Origin of the sequence: Micromonospora sp. WMMD975 (genome assembly GCF_029581215.1) — a bacterium.
GTDB lineage: Bacteria > Actinomycetota > Actinomycetes > Mycobacteriales > Micromonosporaceae > Micromonospora.
In genome coordinates this window covers 2,482,503-2,497,874 of record NZ_CP120739.1, presented here as the reverse complement: position 1 = coordinate 2,497,874, position 15,372 = coordinate 2,482,503, and the positions used below count along the sequence as shown (strand labels likewise).

General features: G+C 72.8%; 12 protein-coding genes and 1 riboswitch. Of the genes, 5 read left to right on the top strand and 7 right to left on the bottom strand.

The genetic code is table 11. From position 1 onward, the window contains the following. Nucleotide 1: 1 nt before the first annotated feature. On the bottom strand, nt 2-478 hold the full coding sequence (gene smpB / locus O7613_RS10760) for an SsrA-binding protein SmpB (protein ID WP_282293583.1): 477 nt from the start codon (nt 476-478) through the stop codon (nt 2-4). Between smpB and O7613_RS10755 the strand changes: the two genes are divergently transcribed. Further along, on the top strand, nt 430-1,515 hold the full coding sequence (locus O7613_RS10755) for an NAD(P)-dependent oxidoreductase (protein ID WP_348775405.1): 1,086 nt from the start codon (nt 430-432) through the stop codon (nt 1,513-1,515). The genes smpB and O7613_RS10755 overlap by 49 nt on opposite strands. Before the next feature lie 76 nt (nt 1,516-1,591). Here O7613_RS10755 and O7613_RS10750 read toward each other — a convergent pair whose 3' ends face one another. The 3 genes from O7613_RS10750 to O7613_RS10740 are packed head-to-tail and all read right to left on the bottom strand — an operon-like array spanning nt 1,592 to nt 3,767. Next, on the bottom strand, nt 1,592-2,227 hold the full coding sequence (locus tag O7613_RS10750) for a lysoplasmalogenase (protein WP_282293581.1): 636 nt from the start codon (nt 2,225-2,227) through the stop codon (nt 1,592-1,594). Continuing rightward, complete coding sequence (locus O7613_RS10745) at nt 2,224-3,051, bottom strand: sterol desaturase family protein (protein WP_281589145.1); 828 nt, start codon at nt 3,049-3,051, stop codon at nt 2,224-2,226. The genes O7613_RS10750 and O7613_RS10745 overlap by 4 nt, the downstream gene beginning before the upstream one ends. Then, complete coding sequence (locus tag O7613_RS10740; protein WP_282293579.1) at nt 3,048-3,767, bottom strand: GntR family transcriptional regulator; 720 nt, start codon at nt 3,765-3,767, stop codon at nt 3,048-3,050. The genes O7613_RS10745 and O7613_RS10740 overlap by 4 nt, the downstream gene beginning before the upstream one ends. A 146-nt stretch (nt 3,768-3,913) precedes the next feature. Between O7613_RS10740 and htpG the strand changes: the two genes are divergently transcribed. Then, the gene (gene htpG / locus O7613_RS10735; protein ID WP_282293577.1) at nt 3,914-5,806 is read left to right on the top strand and encodes a molecular chaperone HtpG; all 1,893 of its coding nucleotides are present in this window, start codon (nt 3,914-3,916) and stop codon (nt 5,804-5,806) included. A 145-nt stretch (nt 5,807-5,951) separates the two neighbouring features. Here htpG and O7613_RS10730 read toward each other — a convergent pair whose 3' ends face one another. After that, nucleotides 5,952-7,514, bottom strand: coding sequence for an LLM class flavin-dependent oxidoreductase (locus tag O7613_RS10730; RefSeq protein ID WP_282293575.1), 1,563 nt, complete (start codon nt 7,512-7,514; stop codon nt 5,952-5,954). Between the two features lie 251 nt (nt 7,515-7,765). Continuing rightward, nucleotides 7,766-7,910: riboswitch (cyclic di-AMP (ydaO/yuaA leader) on the top strand. On the opposite strand from O7613_RS10730, the gene O7613_RS10725 reads away from it, so the two are divergent. Next, the gene (locus O7613_RS10725) at nt 7,909-8,574 is read left to right on the top strand and encodes a transglycosylase family protein (RefSeq protein ID WP_282293574.1); all 666 of its coding nucleotides are present in this window, start codon (nt 7,909-7,911) and stop codon (nt 8,572-8,574) included. (Overlaps the previous riboswitch by 2 nt.) Before the next feature lie 234 nt (nt 8,575-8,808). Continuing rightward, complete coding sequence (locus O7613_RS10720; protein WP_281589150.1) at nt 8,809-9,258, top strand: YbaB/EbfC family nucleoid-associated protein; 450 nt, start codon at nt 8,809-8,811, stop codon at nt 9,256-9,258. Between the two features lie 341 nt (nt 9,259-9,599). On the opposite strand, the gene O7613_RS10715 is transcribed toward O7613_RS10720, so the two are convergent. Further along, nucleotides 9,600-11,660 (bottom strand): M4 family metallopeptidase, encoded by a 2,061-nt coding sequence (locus tag O7613_RS10715; RefSeq protein WP_282293573.1) that lies wholly within the window; start codon nt 11,658-11,660, stop codon nt 9,600-9,602. 355 nt (nt 11,661-12,015) lie between these two features. After that, entirely contained in the window at nt 12,016-14,322 is a 2,307-nt protein-coding gene (locus O7613_RS10710; RefSeq protein WP_282293571.1) for a transglycosylase domain-containing protein, read from the bottom strand. Nucleotides 14,323-14,454: 132 nt separating this feature from the next. Between O7613_RS10710 and O7613_RS10705 the strand changes: the two genes are divergently transcribed. Further along, nucleotides 14,455-15,240: a nucleotidyltransferase domain-containing protein gene (locus tag O7613_RS10705; RefSeq protein WP_282293569.1), complete on the top strand. Its 786-nt coding sequence runs from the start codon at nt 14,455-14,457 to the stop codon at nt 15,238-15,240. Nucleotides 15,241-15,372: the final 132 nt, after the last annotated feature.

The window sequence follows — 15,372 nt, the reverse complement described above, 5'->3', positions numbered from 1 at the left end:
GTCAGGCCCGCCCCTTGAGCCGGCGGCCCATCTCCCGGGCGATCTCCCGCTTGGCGTCCCGCTCGGCGAGCGCCTGGCGCTTGTCGTACGAGCGGCGGCCCCGGGCCAGGCCCAACTCCACCTTGGCCCAGCCGTCGGCGAAATACATCGACAGCGGCACCAGCGTGACCCCGCCGTCGCGCAGCCTCACCAGGATCCGGGCGATCTCCACCCGGTGCAGCAGCAGCTTGCGGGTGCGCCGGGGCGCGTGGTTGGTCCAGGTGCCGAAGCCGTACTCGGCGATGTGCAGCCCGTAGAGCCAGATCTCGCCGTCGCGTTCCTGGGCGAACGCGTCGACGAGCGACACCCGCCCCTCGCGCAGCGACTTCACCTCGGTGCCGGCCAGCACGATGCCCGTCTCGTAGGTCTTGAGGACGTCGTAGTCGTGCCGTGCCTTCTTGTTCGAGGCGATCAGCTTGCGCCCGTTCTCCCTGGCCACCCCCGCACGATACCCGCGCCCCCCGGACCCCCGAATTCCCGGAGAGAGTGCCGGTCCGGGCCGGCGTGGCCACTGTTTCCGGGAATGAGCGCGCGGGTGCGGTGACGGGGAGTTGGGTAGGGAGTGGGGGTGGCGGTTCGGACGGTGACGGAGGGGAGCGGCGGATGACACGGGTGGCGGTGCTCGGGCTCGGCGGCATGGGTACGCCGATGGCGGCGAACCTGATCCGGGCCGGACTGGACACGGTGGTGTGGAACCGGCGTACCGACCGGGCCCGCGCGCTCCGGGACCACGGCGCCGAGGTCGCCGCCGATCCGGCCGAGGCGGTCCGCCGGGCCGACGTGGCGGTGACCATGGTGACCGACGCGGGCGCGGTCCGTGCCGTCGCGGTCGACCAGGGCATGCTCGCCGCCCTGCCGGACGGCGCGGTGTGGGCGCAGATGAGCACCGTCGGCGTCGCCGAGACGCAGCGCCTGGTCGAGCTGGTCGCCGCCGAGCGACCCGACGTCACGTTCGTGGACGCGCCGGTGGCCGGCAGCCGGGGCCCGGCCGAGCAGGGGAAGCTGACCGTCCTCGCGTCCGGCCCCGAGCAGGTCCGCGACCGGGTCGCCCCGGTCTTCGACGCGGTCGGGCAGCGGACGCTCTGGCTGGGCCCGGCCGGCGCCGGTTCGCGGCTCAAACTCGTCAACAACCTGCTGCTCGCGTTCGTCAACGAGGGCGTCGCCGCCGCGATGGCGCTCGCCGACACGCTCGGCCTGGACCGCGACACCGTGCGGCAGGCGTTCGACGGCAGCCCGCTCGTCTCGCCGTGGGCGGCGGAGAAGCTGGCGCGGGTCGCCCGCGACGAGCACGGCCCGCAATACTCGCTCACGCTGGCGCTCAAGGACGTCGAGCTGGCGCTGCGCGAGGCGCCGACGGGCAGCTTCCCGGCCGCCGAGGCGCTTGCCGCCGAGTGGCGCGACGCGGTGGGCCGGGGGCTCGGCGGCGACGACCTGACCGTGGTCACCCGGCTGCTGGGGCCCGGCGCGGCCCGCTGACCACCCGGCTTCCGGCGGTGGCCGGACCGGGACCCGCCGACGCGCGGGCGGCGCCGCGCACCGCCGCCCCCGCCGGTCAGGCGGGCACCGCCTCCGGCTCCCGGTCCGCGCCGACGCGGTCGGCCACCCAGCCGGTGACGATCAGCAGCAGCGCCGCACCGTAGGTGCCCATCACCAGCAGACCCGCGCCGGGCAGCTCCGTGCCGGCCGCGCCCACGCCGATGAGCAGGTCGGAGACGAGGAAGCACGCGCCGCCGGCGGCGACCCGCGCCGACACGCCGGTCGCAGCGGCGGCCATCAGGCACAGCGCCAGGCTGTAGCCGAGCACCGGCAGCCGTAACGGCCCCAGCGCGCCCCACAGCAGCGCGTTCCCGGCGGCCCAGGCGAGCAGGTAGCCGCCCCACGCCACGGCCGCCGGTCGCCCCCGACGCAGGAAACCGGTGAGGAACGCGAGCTGCGCGATCAGGAAGAACCCCATCCCGAGCAGGAACGCGGCCCGTCCCGGCACGAGCAGGGCCACGTCGCCGGCGGTGGCCGCGACCAGGCCGGCGGCCACCGCGTCCAGCCGGCGTCGGTGCGCGATGAGGTACGCCAGCAGCACCGGCGCCAGCAGCGGCTTGGCCAGCCACTGGAGCACTGTCGAGTCGAGCGCGACGCCGACCAGCTCGACCGCGGCGATGACGCCGAACAGGGTGAGCCAGGAGCGCCTCACCGGACCGGCTGCCAGCCGGGGCGGCCCAGCAGGTAGCCGAGTCGGTGCCGCCAGCAGGTGGCCCGGCGTACGTCGGAGAAGATCGCGGCGAATTCGTGGGTGGCCACCCGCAGCGGGTTGTAGGTCTGGATGTTCTTCGTCAGCCCGTAGCGCGCCGCGGCCCGCTCCGGCGCGAAGCTGCCGAACACCCGGTCCCAGACGATCAGGATGCCGCCGTAGTTGCGGTCCAGGTATTCGGTGTTCGAGCCGTGGTGCACCCGGTGGTGCGACGGCGTGTTGAAGATCCACTCGATCGGCCGGGGTAGCCGGCCCACCCGCTCGGTGTGCAGGAAGAACTGGTAGAGCAGGCTGATCGACTGCTGAAGGAAGATCATCCACGGCGGAATGCCGAGCAGCGCCAGCGGCAGCCAGAACGGCAGCGAGGTCATCGGCGTCCAGCTCTGCCGCAGCGCGGTGGACAGGTTGTAGTGGACGCTGGAGTGGTGCACCACGTGGCTCGCCCAGAGCACGCGCACCTCGTGGTGCGACCGGTGGAACCAGTAGTAGGCCAGGTCGTCGGCGAAGAAGACGATCGCCCAGGTCCACCAGTCGCCGGGGGAGAGGTGCACCGGCGCAACCGTCCACAGCGCCGCGTAGAGCCCGACCGTGAGCAGTTTCCACGGCACGCCGACGAGCTGGCTGCCCAGCCCCATGGACAGGCTGGTGGCGGTGTCACGCAGCTCGTAGCCGCGCTCGTCGTCGTCGGGCAGGAAGCGGTAGGAGGCCGCCTCGATGACGATCAGCAGCAGGAACGCCGGGACGGCGTACAGCACAGCGGGGATCATGCGCGCGCTTCCCTTCCGGGGGTGGGGGTGGTGACCGGGGCGGTCAGCAACGTCCGGGCCTGCCGGGCCGCCGCCGCGCCCTGGCCGGAGGCGATCGCGGCGGCGAGGCTGCGGTGGCCGGCCACGTCGAGCAGTTCGGCGGTGCGGGCGTCCGGGGGCACGTCGCCGACCGCGAACGTGCCGGCCACCAGGCTGTTGAAGGCGAGCTGGTAGGCGGTGTTGCCGCTGCCGCGCACCACCAGCCGCCAGATGCGGATGTTCGCTTCGGCCATCCGGTCCAGGTCCGGCGCGAGCGCGCCGTACTCCTCGGCGGCCCGGACCAGCGCGGCGCCGGTCGCCGCGTCGCCGCGCTCGGCGCAGAGCCGGGCCGCGTCGGTCCCGACGCAGGCCCGCATCTCCAGCATGTCGCGGACCAGCGTCTCGACCGGGAGTACGTCGCCGGAGCGCGCCAGCGCCAGCGCCAGGTCGAGCCCGGCGTGCACCCGCCAGTCGAGCACCCGGGTGGCGCCGCCCTGACTGACCCGGACCAGGCCGAGCTGTTGCAACCGGCGCAGCGCCTCCCGGACCGCGTGCCGGTTGACCGCGAACGCGGCGGCCAGCTCGCGCTCGCCGGGCAGCGTCTCGTCCGGCCGGTGGCGACCGGCGACGATCGCGTCGCGGAGTTGGCCGAAGACGTGGTCGGAGACCGAGGCGCGGGGCGCGGGGACGAAGTCCATGGCCAGCAGTGTGGCCCCGAACACATCAACCCGTCAACTGGTTGTACCAGTGTTCGTCGCATGGGTACGCCGGCCGGTGCGTGCCGTCGCCGTCACCCCTCGTATCCTTTCCGCCGTAGGCCCGCCACGAGAGGAAGGGAGCCGGTGTGAGCGACCGGGTCGAGACGTTGGAGTTCCAAGCCGAGGCACGTCAGCTGTTGCAGCTGATGGTGCACTCGATCTACTCGAACAAGGACGTCTTCCTGCGTGAACTGATCTCCAACGCGTCCGACGCGCTGGACAAGCTGCGGCTGGAGTCGCTCGTCGACAAGGAGCTGTCGGCCGACACGTCCGACCTGCACATCTCCCTCGACGTCGACCGGGACGCCCGCACGCTCACCGTCCGGGACAACGGCATCGGCATGTCCCGCGACGAGGTCGTCGCGCTGATCGGCACCATCGCCAAGTCCGGCACCGCCGAACTGCTGCGCAAGCTCCGCGAGTCGCAGGACGCCACCGCGTCCCAGGAGCTGATCGGCCAGTTCGGCGTCGGCTTCTACGCCACCTTCATGGTCGCCGACAAGGTGACCCTGCTGACCCGCCGCGCCGGGCAGACCACCGCCACCCGGTGGGAGTCCAGCGGCGAAGGCACCTACTCGATCGAGGAGGTCGGGGACGCGCCGCAGGGCACCTCGGTCACCCTGCACCTCAAGCCCGTCGACGCCGAGGACAACCTGCACGACTACACCGCCGAGTGGACGATCCGGGAGATCGTCAAGCGCTACTCCGACTTCATCTCCTGGCCGATCCGAATGACCGTGGAGAAGCCCGGCGAGGACGGCGAGACCACCCGCGAGGAGCAGACGCTCAACTCGATGAAGGCGCTCTGGGCGCGCTCGCGGGACGAGGTCGACGAGGCCGAGTACAAGGAGTTCTACCGGCACGTCGCGCACGACTGGGCCGACCCCCTCGAAACCATCCACATGCGCGGCGAGGGCACCTTCGAGTACGAGGCGCTGCTCTTCCTGCCCTCGCACGCCCCGCTCGACCTGTTCTCCCCGCAGGGCCGCCGCGGCGTGCAGCTCTACGTCAAGCGCGTGTTCATCATGGACGACTGCGAGGCGCTGATCCCCAACTACCTGCGCTTCGTCAAGGGCGTGGTGGACGCGCACGACCTGTCGCTGAACATCTCCCGGGAGATCCTCCAGCAGGACCGGCAGATCCGCGCGGTGCGCCGGCGGCTGGTCAAGAAGGTGCTCGGCACGCTCAAGGACATGTCGGCCGAGTCGTACCGCACGTTCTGGACCGAGTTCGGGCCGGTGGTCAAGGAAGGTCTGCTGGAGGATCCGGACAACACCGACGCGCTGCTGGACCTGGTCCGCGCCGCCTCCACCCACGACCCGGCCGAGCCGACCACGCTGCGCGACTACGTCGAGCGGATGAAGGACGGGCAGACCGAGATCTACTACGCCACCGGCGACAACCGGGCCACCATCGAGAACTCGCCGCACCTGGAGGCGTTCCGGGCCAAGGGCTACGAGGTGCTGATCCTCACCGACCCGGTGGACGAGGTGTGGGTCGAGCGGGTCGGCGCGTACGACGGCAAGACGCTGCGCTCGGTGGCCAAGGGCCAGGTCGACCTGGAGACCGAGGAGGAGAAGGAGAAGGCCGAGGCCGAACGGCAGGAGTACGCCGACCTGCTCACCTTCCTCGGCGGCGCGCTCGCCGACAGCGTCAAGGAGGTCCGCCTGTCCACCCGGCTGACCACGTCACCGGCCTGCGTGGTGGGCGACGCGCACGACATGACGCCGACGCTGGAGAAGATGTACCGGGCGATGGGGCAGGAGGTGCCGCGGGTCAAGCGGATCCTGGAGCTGAACCCGACCCACCCGCTCGTCACCGGGCTGCGCAAGGCCCACGGCGAGGGCGGCGACAGCGCCGCGCTGACCGAGACCGCCGAGCTGCTGTACGGCATGGCGCTGCTGGCCGAGGGCGGCGAGCTGACCGACCCGGCCCGCTTCACCCGCGTCCTCGCCGACCGTCTCGCCCGCAACCTGTAGGTGCAAGGAAGGGCCCCTTTTTATCGCCTACGCGATAGGAAGGGGCCCCGGTTAACACCTCTGCCGGGCGAGCCGGGGGAGGTGGATCAGAACTGTTAAGCGGGGCCCCTTCCTATACCGCAGGCGTTAAGCGGGGCCCCCGCCTTCATAGCTGGCCGGGGAAGAAGCCGTGGCGGGCCAGCGGCTCGACGATCTGGTGCTCCTCGTACGACAGGTGCGACAGCAGCGTGTCGGTGAGCAGGTCCACCGCCTCCTGCAACGCGGTGAAGTCGCCGGGCGAGCCGATCAGCTCCACCAACGCCCGGTCGACGCTCTCCACCACCCCGTGGATCACCACGTGTTCCTCCTCGAGGCGGTCCAGCACCGGTGCCAGGCCCGCGTCGGAGCGGCGCAGGTGCGGGAAGATCGAGGCGTCCTCCAGGCCGTGGTGCTGGGTCACCACCGTGCAGTACGCGGCGCAGTACGCGCCGAGCGTCCAGTTGTTCTGCCGCATCGTCATCTCGTTCAACGCGGCCCGCGCCCCGCCCGGCGAGACCGTGCCACGCTTGACCTGTGCCAGCAGGTCACGCACCTGGGCCAGCTCCTGGCGCAGGTGGTCGTGCACGTCCACCAGGTGCTGCCCGGCGGCCTGCGCACGGGCCGGGTAGACGTGTCCGGCCGGCGCCGGTGGGGCGCTCGGCCGGTCCGCCTCGTCCCAGAGGCGGCGCGCGCTCAGGCGTACCCCCGGATCCGGGGTGGGGGTGACCGCGAGCGCGGTCGGGAAGCCGGTGGCGGCCTGCTCCTCGGCGACCGCGCGGGCGCCGCTGCCCGGCGTGGTGCGCTCGGCGGCGACCAGCTCCCGGACGGCCGGCGCCACCTCCTGGGCGAAGAGTTGGATCGCGCGCGGCTCGTCGCTGCCGAGGATGAAGGTGGTGATGCCGTGTTCCAGCGTCAGCCCGGCCAGCTCCTCCACCCACTGTTCCGGCGGGCCGGCGAGGAAGCCGGTGGACGAGCGGGCGAACGTGCCGGTGACGTTGAGCATCCGGCGGATCGCGCCCGGGTCCCGGCCTGCGGCCCGCGCGCCGTCGTCGACGAGCGTGTTGAGCGCCGGCAGGTCGTCCGGCCCTTTCGGCAGGTACGCCAGCGACGGCAGCCAGCCGTCTGCGGCGCGCCCCACCAGCCGCAGCATGCGCGGCTTGTACGCGCCGACCCAGATGCCCACCGGGTGCGCCGGGGCCGGCCCGCGTTTCGCGCCGACCACGCGGTAGTGCTCGCCGGCCACCCGGATCATGCCGCGCCGGCCGGTGTCCCAGACCTCGCGGATCACGGTGATCGCCTCGTCGAGCGCGTCGACCGCCGCGCCGGGGGAGAGCCGCCGGCCGCCGGTCGCCTCGATGGCGTCCCAGAACGCGCCCGCGCCCAGCCCGAGTTCGATCCGGCCACCGGTGAGCAGGTCCAGGCTGGCGACGCTGCGGGCCAGCACCACCGGCTGACGCAGCGGCAGGTTGAGCACGTTGCCGGCCAGGCCGATCCGGTCGGTGGCGGCGGCCACGTACGACATCAGCGTCCACGTGTCCAGGAAGCCGGGCTGGTACGGGTGGTCCTGGAACGTGACCAGGTCCAGCCCGGCCTGCTCGCAGAGGGTCGCCAGCGCCACCACCTGTTCGGGGTGCCCGGCGGCGGGGGTGAGGAAGCCGCCGAAGGTCAGCTCGTGTCCGTGTTCGGTCATCCGCCCCGCTCCTCGCGTGATCTTGCCCGGTCCCGCCCACGGTAGCTCCGTCGTCGGGCCGGACGGCCGTGTACCCGGCACCGATCCCGTTGCGGCGCGACCGATTCCGCCCCCACCGCGCTCGCCTGGCCCGATCGCCCGGCTGGGTGAAGAACGTCACAAGAAGTGGGCAATCGCGGATATTCGTCCCTAGCGTCGGTTCCGTTCGCAGACGCGGACACCACGGGCCGGTAACGCCTAATCCCGCCGCCGGCCCGGCGGAACCGAAACTCGGGCGGGAGCGGGGGACCCACAGGTTCCACGGTGCACGTCACCTCGGGGTGAAGCCGCCACCGGCGGCCGGGCTCCTCGGCCCGAACCCGACAGCTCACCTCGTCGGCGTGGAGGAATCCACATGTCAACTGCATACTCAGCCCGGCACCGCCGGAGCGTGGCCCACCGCGCCACGGCCCGCCGGACCGCTGTCGGCGCGATCGTCGCCGGCGCCGCCACCGGCGCCGCGGCACTGCTCGGGCCGGCCGCGCCGGCCAGCGCCGCGAGCGTGAACTGGGACGCCGTCGCGCAGTGCGAGTCGGGCGGCAACTGGCACATCAACACCGGCAACGGCTACTACGGCGGGCTCCAGTTCTCCCGGAGCACCTGGAACGGCTACGGCGGCCAGAAGTACGCCGACCGGGCCGACCTGGCTAGCCGCTCCGAGCAGATCGCCGTCGCCGAGAAGGTCCTGCGCGGGCAGGGCATCGGCGCCTGGCCGGTCTGCGGCAAGAAGGGCGGGTCGACGAAGACGTACGCCGCCAAGGAGTCCGGCTCGACCACGTCCGCGAAGAAGGCCACCTCCTCGCAGAGGGCGTCGGCGCCGAAGAAGGCGTCCGCGCCGAAGCGCTCCAGCAGCGCGCCGGTCGCGGGCACCTACCTGGTGCGGCCCGGGGACACCCTCTCCGAGATCGCCGCGACCCAGCACGTCGACGGGGGCTGGCGTGCGCTGTACGCGGATAACCGGGCCGTGGTCGGCGCGGACCCCGGCCTGATCTTCCCGGGTCAGCGGCTGCGCCTGCGCTGATCCTGAGTCGTGTCGCGTCGCGATCCTGGGGACCGCGTCGCGCCCCACGAGCGATGCGAACGCCCGGCCGGGCCATCCGGCCGGGCGTTCGCCGTCGCGCGACACGCCGGGAACGGCCGGCGTACGTCCTGCGTGCGGCGTCGGCGGCCGGTCCGGTGCGGCGGGTGACGAGGTTCCGACGTCGACGGTTGCTATGGTCACGAGGCTTGGCTAGGACGTGAAGAAAGCGCGGATATGACCAACGATGCGTTCTCGGCCGCCGCGAGCCTCGACGAGCTGCTGACCCGCACCCAGCAGGCGCTGGCCGCGATGCGGTCCCGGGCCACCGTGCACGCCGACGGCGAGCCGGGCGAGCTGCTCCGGGCCGAGGGCACGGCGGCCGGCGGCCGGGTGCGCGCGGTCGCCGTCCAGGGTGGCCGGTTGGACTCCGTCGCCGTCGACCCGGCGCTGGCCGACGAGCCGCTTGACGTCCTCTGCGGACACCTCGTCGTCGCCGTCAACGCCGCGCTGACCGAGTTGGACGCGCAGGTCAGCGCCTCGGCCCGGGCGGACACCGACGCGCTCGCCGCCCGGCTCGGCGGCCTGCCCGACCAGGCGGAGCTGTTCAGCCGCGCGATGCACGAGGTGGCCGCGCGCATCCGGCGAGACCGCGCCGTCGCGTCCCGCGCCGCCCGCCCCGCCTGACCAGGTCCGTCCACCCGGCCGGCCCATGCGGCACCGGCCGCGCCGCGTCCGACTGCTCGCCCGGTGCTCCGGCAAAGCGCCGGCGTCGGCGAACGCGCCTTCCCTGGCCTGCTTACTGGGATTGACCTTCCGAATAGCGGGAACGGCAGAGATCTTGGTAGGAAAGTGCCCCCATAGGGGCCGTTTCGTACCAAGATCTCGAAGCCGGGAGCCGGGAGCCGGGAGCCGGGAGCCGGGAGCCGGGAGCCGGGAGCCGGGAGCCGGGAGCCGGGAGCCGGGAGCCGGGGATACGGAACGGCCGGCCGTCGAGGAGGACGACGACCGGCCGTTCCGCGTCGCGGTCAGCTCAGCGTGACCGCGGTGTCGTCGACGACGAAGGACGTCTGGAGCGAGGCGTCCTCCACGCCGCTGAACGAGATGGTCGCCGTGGTGCCGGCCAGCGACGAAACGTCGAAGGACCGCTGCACGTAGCCGGTGGCCTTGTTCAGGTTGGAGTAGGTGGCGAGCGTGGTGCTGCCGGCCTTGACGGTCAGCTTGTCGTAGGCGGTGGTGCTGGTCGACTCCGCGCTGTCGATGTGCAGCCAGAAGCTCAGCGTCGCCCGGCACCCGGACGGGATGGTCACCGACTGGCTGAGCGTGTCGGTGTGCGAGGAGCCGTAGCCGTCGAGCCACGCCTTGTACGAGCCGCTGTGGGAGGCCTGGCCGCTGTCGGTGGTGATGACGCCGGACGAGGCGGCCCAGTTCGCGCTGCCCGACTCGAAGCCGGGGTTGGCGAGCTTGTTGCCGGAGCAGCCGCCCGACGGCGGGGTGGTGGTGGCGGTCGGGGACGGCGTGCCGCCGCCGGAGCAGGTCGGGTCGCCCGACTGCGCCGGCACGCTCACCGCGTCCCAGGCGGCCTTGACCGTGTTGAACTCGGTGCAGCCGCTCGGGTAGAGGTTCTTCGCCGCCTGCAGCGTCCAGGTGCGGTACTTCAGGTACGACGAGGACGAGGTCTTCAGCAGCATCGCGTTATACATGATCTTGATGGCCTTCTGGATGCCCAGGCCGGTCACGCTGCCGCCGTTGCAGGTCGAGCTGCTGGGCTGCCCGTTGGTCGGGCTGTTGCCGTTGGCCAGCAGGTAGAACCAGTGGTTGCCTGGTCCGGCGGAGGCGTGCACCTCGCCGGAGGGCACGCTGCTGGAGTAGCAGTTCGGGTCGCCCAGCGCCGACGGGTTGTACATGTTGCGGATCGGGCCGGAGCCGACCAGGTTGATCTTTTCGCCGACCAGGAAGTCCGGCGCGTCGTAGCTGGACGGCTCGTTGGCGAACCACTCGGTGGCCGCGCCGAACGTGTCCGCCACGAACTCCTGGGTGCCGCCGCGGGAGATACCGCCCGGGGTGTGGTCGTCGATGCCGTGGCCGATCTCGTGGGCCACCACGTCGAGCGAGCCGATCCACTGGCCGGCGGTGTTCTTGCCGATCTGGACCTGGGAACCGTCGTAGTAGGCGTTCTGGTCGTTCAGGCCGACCCGGATCGGCCAGTAGCCGCCGTTGCCGTCGGCGCCGTTGCGGCCCAGCCACTGGCTGAGCATCTTGTGCTCGGTCTGCGCGCTGAACAGCGCGTCGACGCAGCCGGTCTCCTTGTTGGTGGCGGTGCCGTTGCCCCAGGCGTCGTCGGTGCCGCTGAACGTGCTGTTGTTCGCGGCGTCCTGGCAGCTGAGGTTGGTGACGCTCGGGTCCTTCATGGTGTAGGTGCTGCCCGACTTGGTGGTGTTCAGGGTGAGCGGGCTCGGCCCGTTCCAGGCGCCGGTGCCGGTGCCGTTCACGACGTGCTCCAGGGTGCCCAGGACGGCGCCGGTGTGGGCGTCGACGTCGACGGTGAGTCGACTCGGCCCGTCGGCGCCGGTGCCGCGCACCGTGGTCTCCCAGGCCAGCGCCGGCTTGGCGCCGAGCGTGTAGACGACGAGCGTGCTGCCCTCGACCGCGCTGACGGTCTTGAGCTGGGCACGTGCCGTCTTGACGGCGGCGGCCGAGGTCAGCTTGGGGGTGGTGGCGAGGGCGCCGATGGGGCGCTGCTGCGCGACGGAGGCGTACTTCAGGTTGCCGGCGGAGTCGGTCGCGAGCACGAAGTCGCCACCGACCACCGGCAGGCCCTTGAAGGTGCGCTCGTAGGGCACGTACTGGGTGCCCTCGGAGGAGATGACGGGCTTCTGCACGAACGCGTCGTCGGAACCGGCCTGGAGGTAGGCGGGACGGTTCGCGACGAGCGTGCGGGCCGACTCGGCGGCCGTGGCGCGGGCCTGGGCGAGGCTGGGTGCGGCGGGCCCGGGCGGCGCGGCCTGCACCGCCGCGGCGGTGCCGGCGGCGAGCACGCCGGCGGCAGCCGCGCCGGTGAGCGCGGCGAGGCGAGGTGAGAGCTTCAAGAGGGTTCGCTCCTGTTCTGAGGCGCGCCGCACGGAGCCCGGTGGGGTCGGGCGGCGCGATGGTGCGAGGCAGGTGACGGTCGGTCTCCGGAGCTGCCGGCGTGGCTCCGGGTCGACGGATCGACCGTCCGGGCCGCCGGGGGTTGGCGGCTCGGAGAGCACGATCACACGCCGCTGGATCCGGGAGCAATGGGTGACCTGGGCAACCGACAGCCGTCGGACATCCCGCCGGCACGGCGAATTCAGGAAGCCATGATCTTCAATAGCCCCTGATCAGGGGGAACATTGTCGGCGACCGCCCGGCGGGTGTCCGACCTGCGTGCAATGCCGCTGTTCGCCGATGGCGCACATAGATTCAGCGCGGCCCTCGGGTCCGCGTCGGCAGCCCGGTCGGCACCGGCGGCAGCGAGGGAGAACCGGTCGGCCCCGGGAGGGGCGTCCCGCTCGGACTCGCGCTCGGGGTCGGGCTCGACGGCGTGGCGCTCGGCGTCGGTGCGGCCGACCGGCTCGGTGCCACCGTGCGCGGCGTCGGCGCCGGGCGGGTCGGCTCCGGAGCGTCGCGGGGGAAGGCCGGGTCGTGGAAGCGGTAGCGGTCCGGGTCGAGCTTCATCGCCTCGGTGGCCCGGGTCATGAACTGCCGCCAGATCGGCGCGGCCCCGGTCGAGCCGTACACCTCGTAGCTGCCGCCACTGGTCCGCAACGGCTTGCCGTCGGTGGTGCCCAACCAGACCGCCGAGGCGAGCGCGCCGGTCCACCCGACCATCCAGGTGTGCACGTTCTTCGTGGTGCTCTGCCCGGCCTGCCAGGTGCCGGTCTTGCCGGCGGAGTCCCAGCCGTTGTCCAGCCGGGCCGCCCGCACCCGGCGCAACGTCCAGTCGAGCTGGTTCACCGCCTCGGCGTCGAGGTCGAGATCGGTCTGCCGGAGCCGTTCCGTCCACACCGTGTCGTCACCCTTGGTCACCGACCGGACGAAGTGCGCGTCGGCCCGCCTGCCGCCGGCCGCGAACGTGGCCATCCCGTTGGCGTGGTCCTGCACGGTGATGCCGTACTGCCCGATGCCCACCTCGGTGGAGAAATGCTCCGCCAACCCGTCGGCGGGGTCGTCGCGCAGGTCGACCCGCTGCGGTCGCGGATTGCCCCGGACGGTCTCCCACATCGACTCCACGCCCGCCTGGCGGGCCATCTCGATCACCTTCGCGGTGCCGAGCTTCTCGGTCAGCTCGAAGTAGGTGACGTTCAGCGAGGCGACCGTGGCCTCCCAGAGCGCGCAGTCCGGCTGGCAGGGCGCGTGCTCGGCGTTGCGGATCGGCCCGGCCGCGCTGCCCCGGGTGCGCCCGGACGCGGGGAACTCCTTGGTGTCCGGGGAGTCGAACCGCTGCTTCACCGAGATGTCGTCGCGCACGGCGGCGGCCAGGTCGTACACCTTGAAGGAGGACCCCGGCGGATGCTGGCCGAAACCGCGCGCCTGGCCCTGCTCGTCGGTGTACCAGCCGGCGTAGTCGGCGCCGGAGCCGCGGTCGCCGCCGTAGTAGCCGAGCACCCGGCCGGTGCCCGGCTCCACCGCGACCAGCGCCGCCTGCCAGTTCTTCGGCTGGCCGCGGACCGCCGCCGGCGCGCTGTCCCGGCGGATGTCCGCCGCCGCCTCGGCCGCGTCCTGCACCCGCTTGTCGATCGTGGTGACGATCCGGTAGCCGCCGTCGCGGATCACCTCGTCCGGCTTGCCGCGGAACGGCTCGGCGCCGCGCAGCTCCGCCAGCACGTGGTTGACCACCAGCCCGGTCGGCCGGTCCAGGTCGGAGCGGCCGGCGTCGCGGTCGATCGGCCGCACCGTGTCCGGGTACGCCAGATCCGCCGCCTGCCCCGGGGTGAGGTAGCCGAGCTTCACCATGCCGTCGCGGATGTAGTTCCAGCGGTCGATCGAGTTCTGCTTCGCGAGGGCGTTGCGGCGCGGATCGTAACCGGGGGCGCCCTGCGGGTCGGCCGGGTCCGCCTCCGGCTGCTTCACCATCGCGCAGAGCACCATCGCCTCGGCCGGGGTGAGCTGCTGCGACGTGGGAGCGTCCCGGCGTACGGTCTTGCCGAAGAAGGTCTGCGCGGCTGCCTCGATCCCGTACGCGCCCCGGCCGAACGGGACCGTGTTCAGATAGAAGCCGAGGATCTCCTCCTTGCTGTACTTGTCGTCGAGCTTCCAGGCGATGACCGCCTCGCGCAGCTTGCGCGAGTAGGTGACACCGCGCAGGTCCGCGGCGACCCGCGCGTACTGCTGGGTGAGCGTCGACGCGCCCTGCCGCTGCCCGCCGCTGACGTTCGCCCACGCCGCCCGCAGCACGCCCTTGACGTCGATGCCGCGGTTGGTCCAGAAGGTCCGGTCCTCGGCCGCCACGATGGCCTGCTTCGCCGAGTCGTTCATCGCCTCGTACGGGACGATGGTGCGGTTCTGCGCCCCGAGCTTCGCCATCGGGGTGCGACCGTCGGCGTAGTAGACCGTGGTCGACTCGGGCAGCTTCAGGTCGGTGGGGGTCGGCACGCTGTCGAAGTAGTATCCGCCGGCCACCAGCCCGGCCCCGGCCAGCAGCGCGACGACCGCCAGGATGACGAGCAGGCGCCGGCCCCGGCGTCGCGGTCGCGCCGGGACCGCGCCGATCTCTCCGCTGTGCCGCACGCGATGCCTCCGACTGCTCGGCCGAATCGTCCATGCCCGGCTCGCAGGCTAACCGACCGGCATCGACGTCACCGGCATGCGGCGCGCCGACCCGGGCGGACGGGCCCGGCGCCCGCCGGGCAGGATGCGGGCATGCGGGACGACGTCCGTGACTACCTCGCCGACCTGGTCCGACGCGCCCGGGACGTGCTCGGCGCGGACCTGGTCGGCGCGTACGCGGCCGGTTCGGTCGGGCTGGGCGCGTACCAGCCCGGGCGCAGCGACGTGGACGTGGCGCTGCTGGTCGCCGGTCCGCCGGCCGGCGTGGCGAAGCGGTCGCTCGTGGACCGGCTGCGGCACGAGTCGCTGCCCTGCCCGGCACGCGGCCTGGAACTGGTCGTCTACCGGCGGGACGTGGCCGCCGCCGGCCTCCCCGAGCCGGGCTTCGAGGTCGAGCTGAACACCGGCGCGACCATGCCGTTCCGGGCCACCTACGACCCGGCCGACCGGCCTGCCGCCGACGGGCGGTTCTGGTACGCGCTGGACCGCAGCATCCTGCGCCAGTCCGGCCTGACGCTGCTCGGCCCGAGCGCCGCCGACGCCTTCGCCGACCCGCCGCCGGCCGCGCTGCGGGCGCTGCTCGTGGACGCGCTGCGCTGGTGGCTGGCGCTGCCCACACCGCCCGGCGACGAACCGGCGCCGGGCGCCGAGGACGCGGTGCTGGGGGCCTGCCGTGCGCTGGTGCGCTCCCGCGACGGCGTCTGGTTGGCCAAGGCCGACGCCGGGCGGCGGGTGGCCGTCGACGACCCGGACGCCGCGCTGATCCACCGCGCGATCGCCGCCCGCCGGGGTGGCCCGCCACCCTCCGGACCGGCGGCCCGCGCGTTCCAGCGGCGGGTGCTGGCCCGGCTCACCGCCGCCGGTTCGGCCCCGTCGTAGGCCACCCCGAGCACGGTGAGGCACGCCGGTGATCATGAAGTTGGCGGTGACAATTCGGACGGCGGAGGCAGCCAACCTCATGATCAACGGGCTTGTGGAGTCGGCCCGGCTAGGGTGGTGGGGGAGGTGACG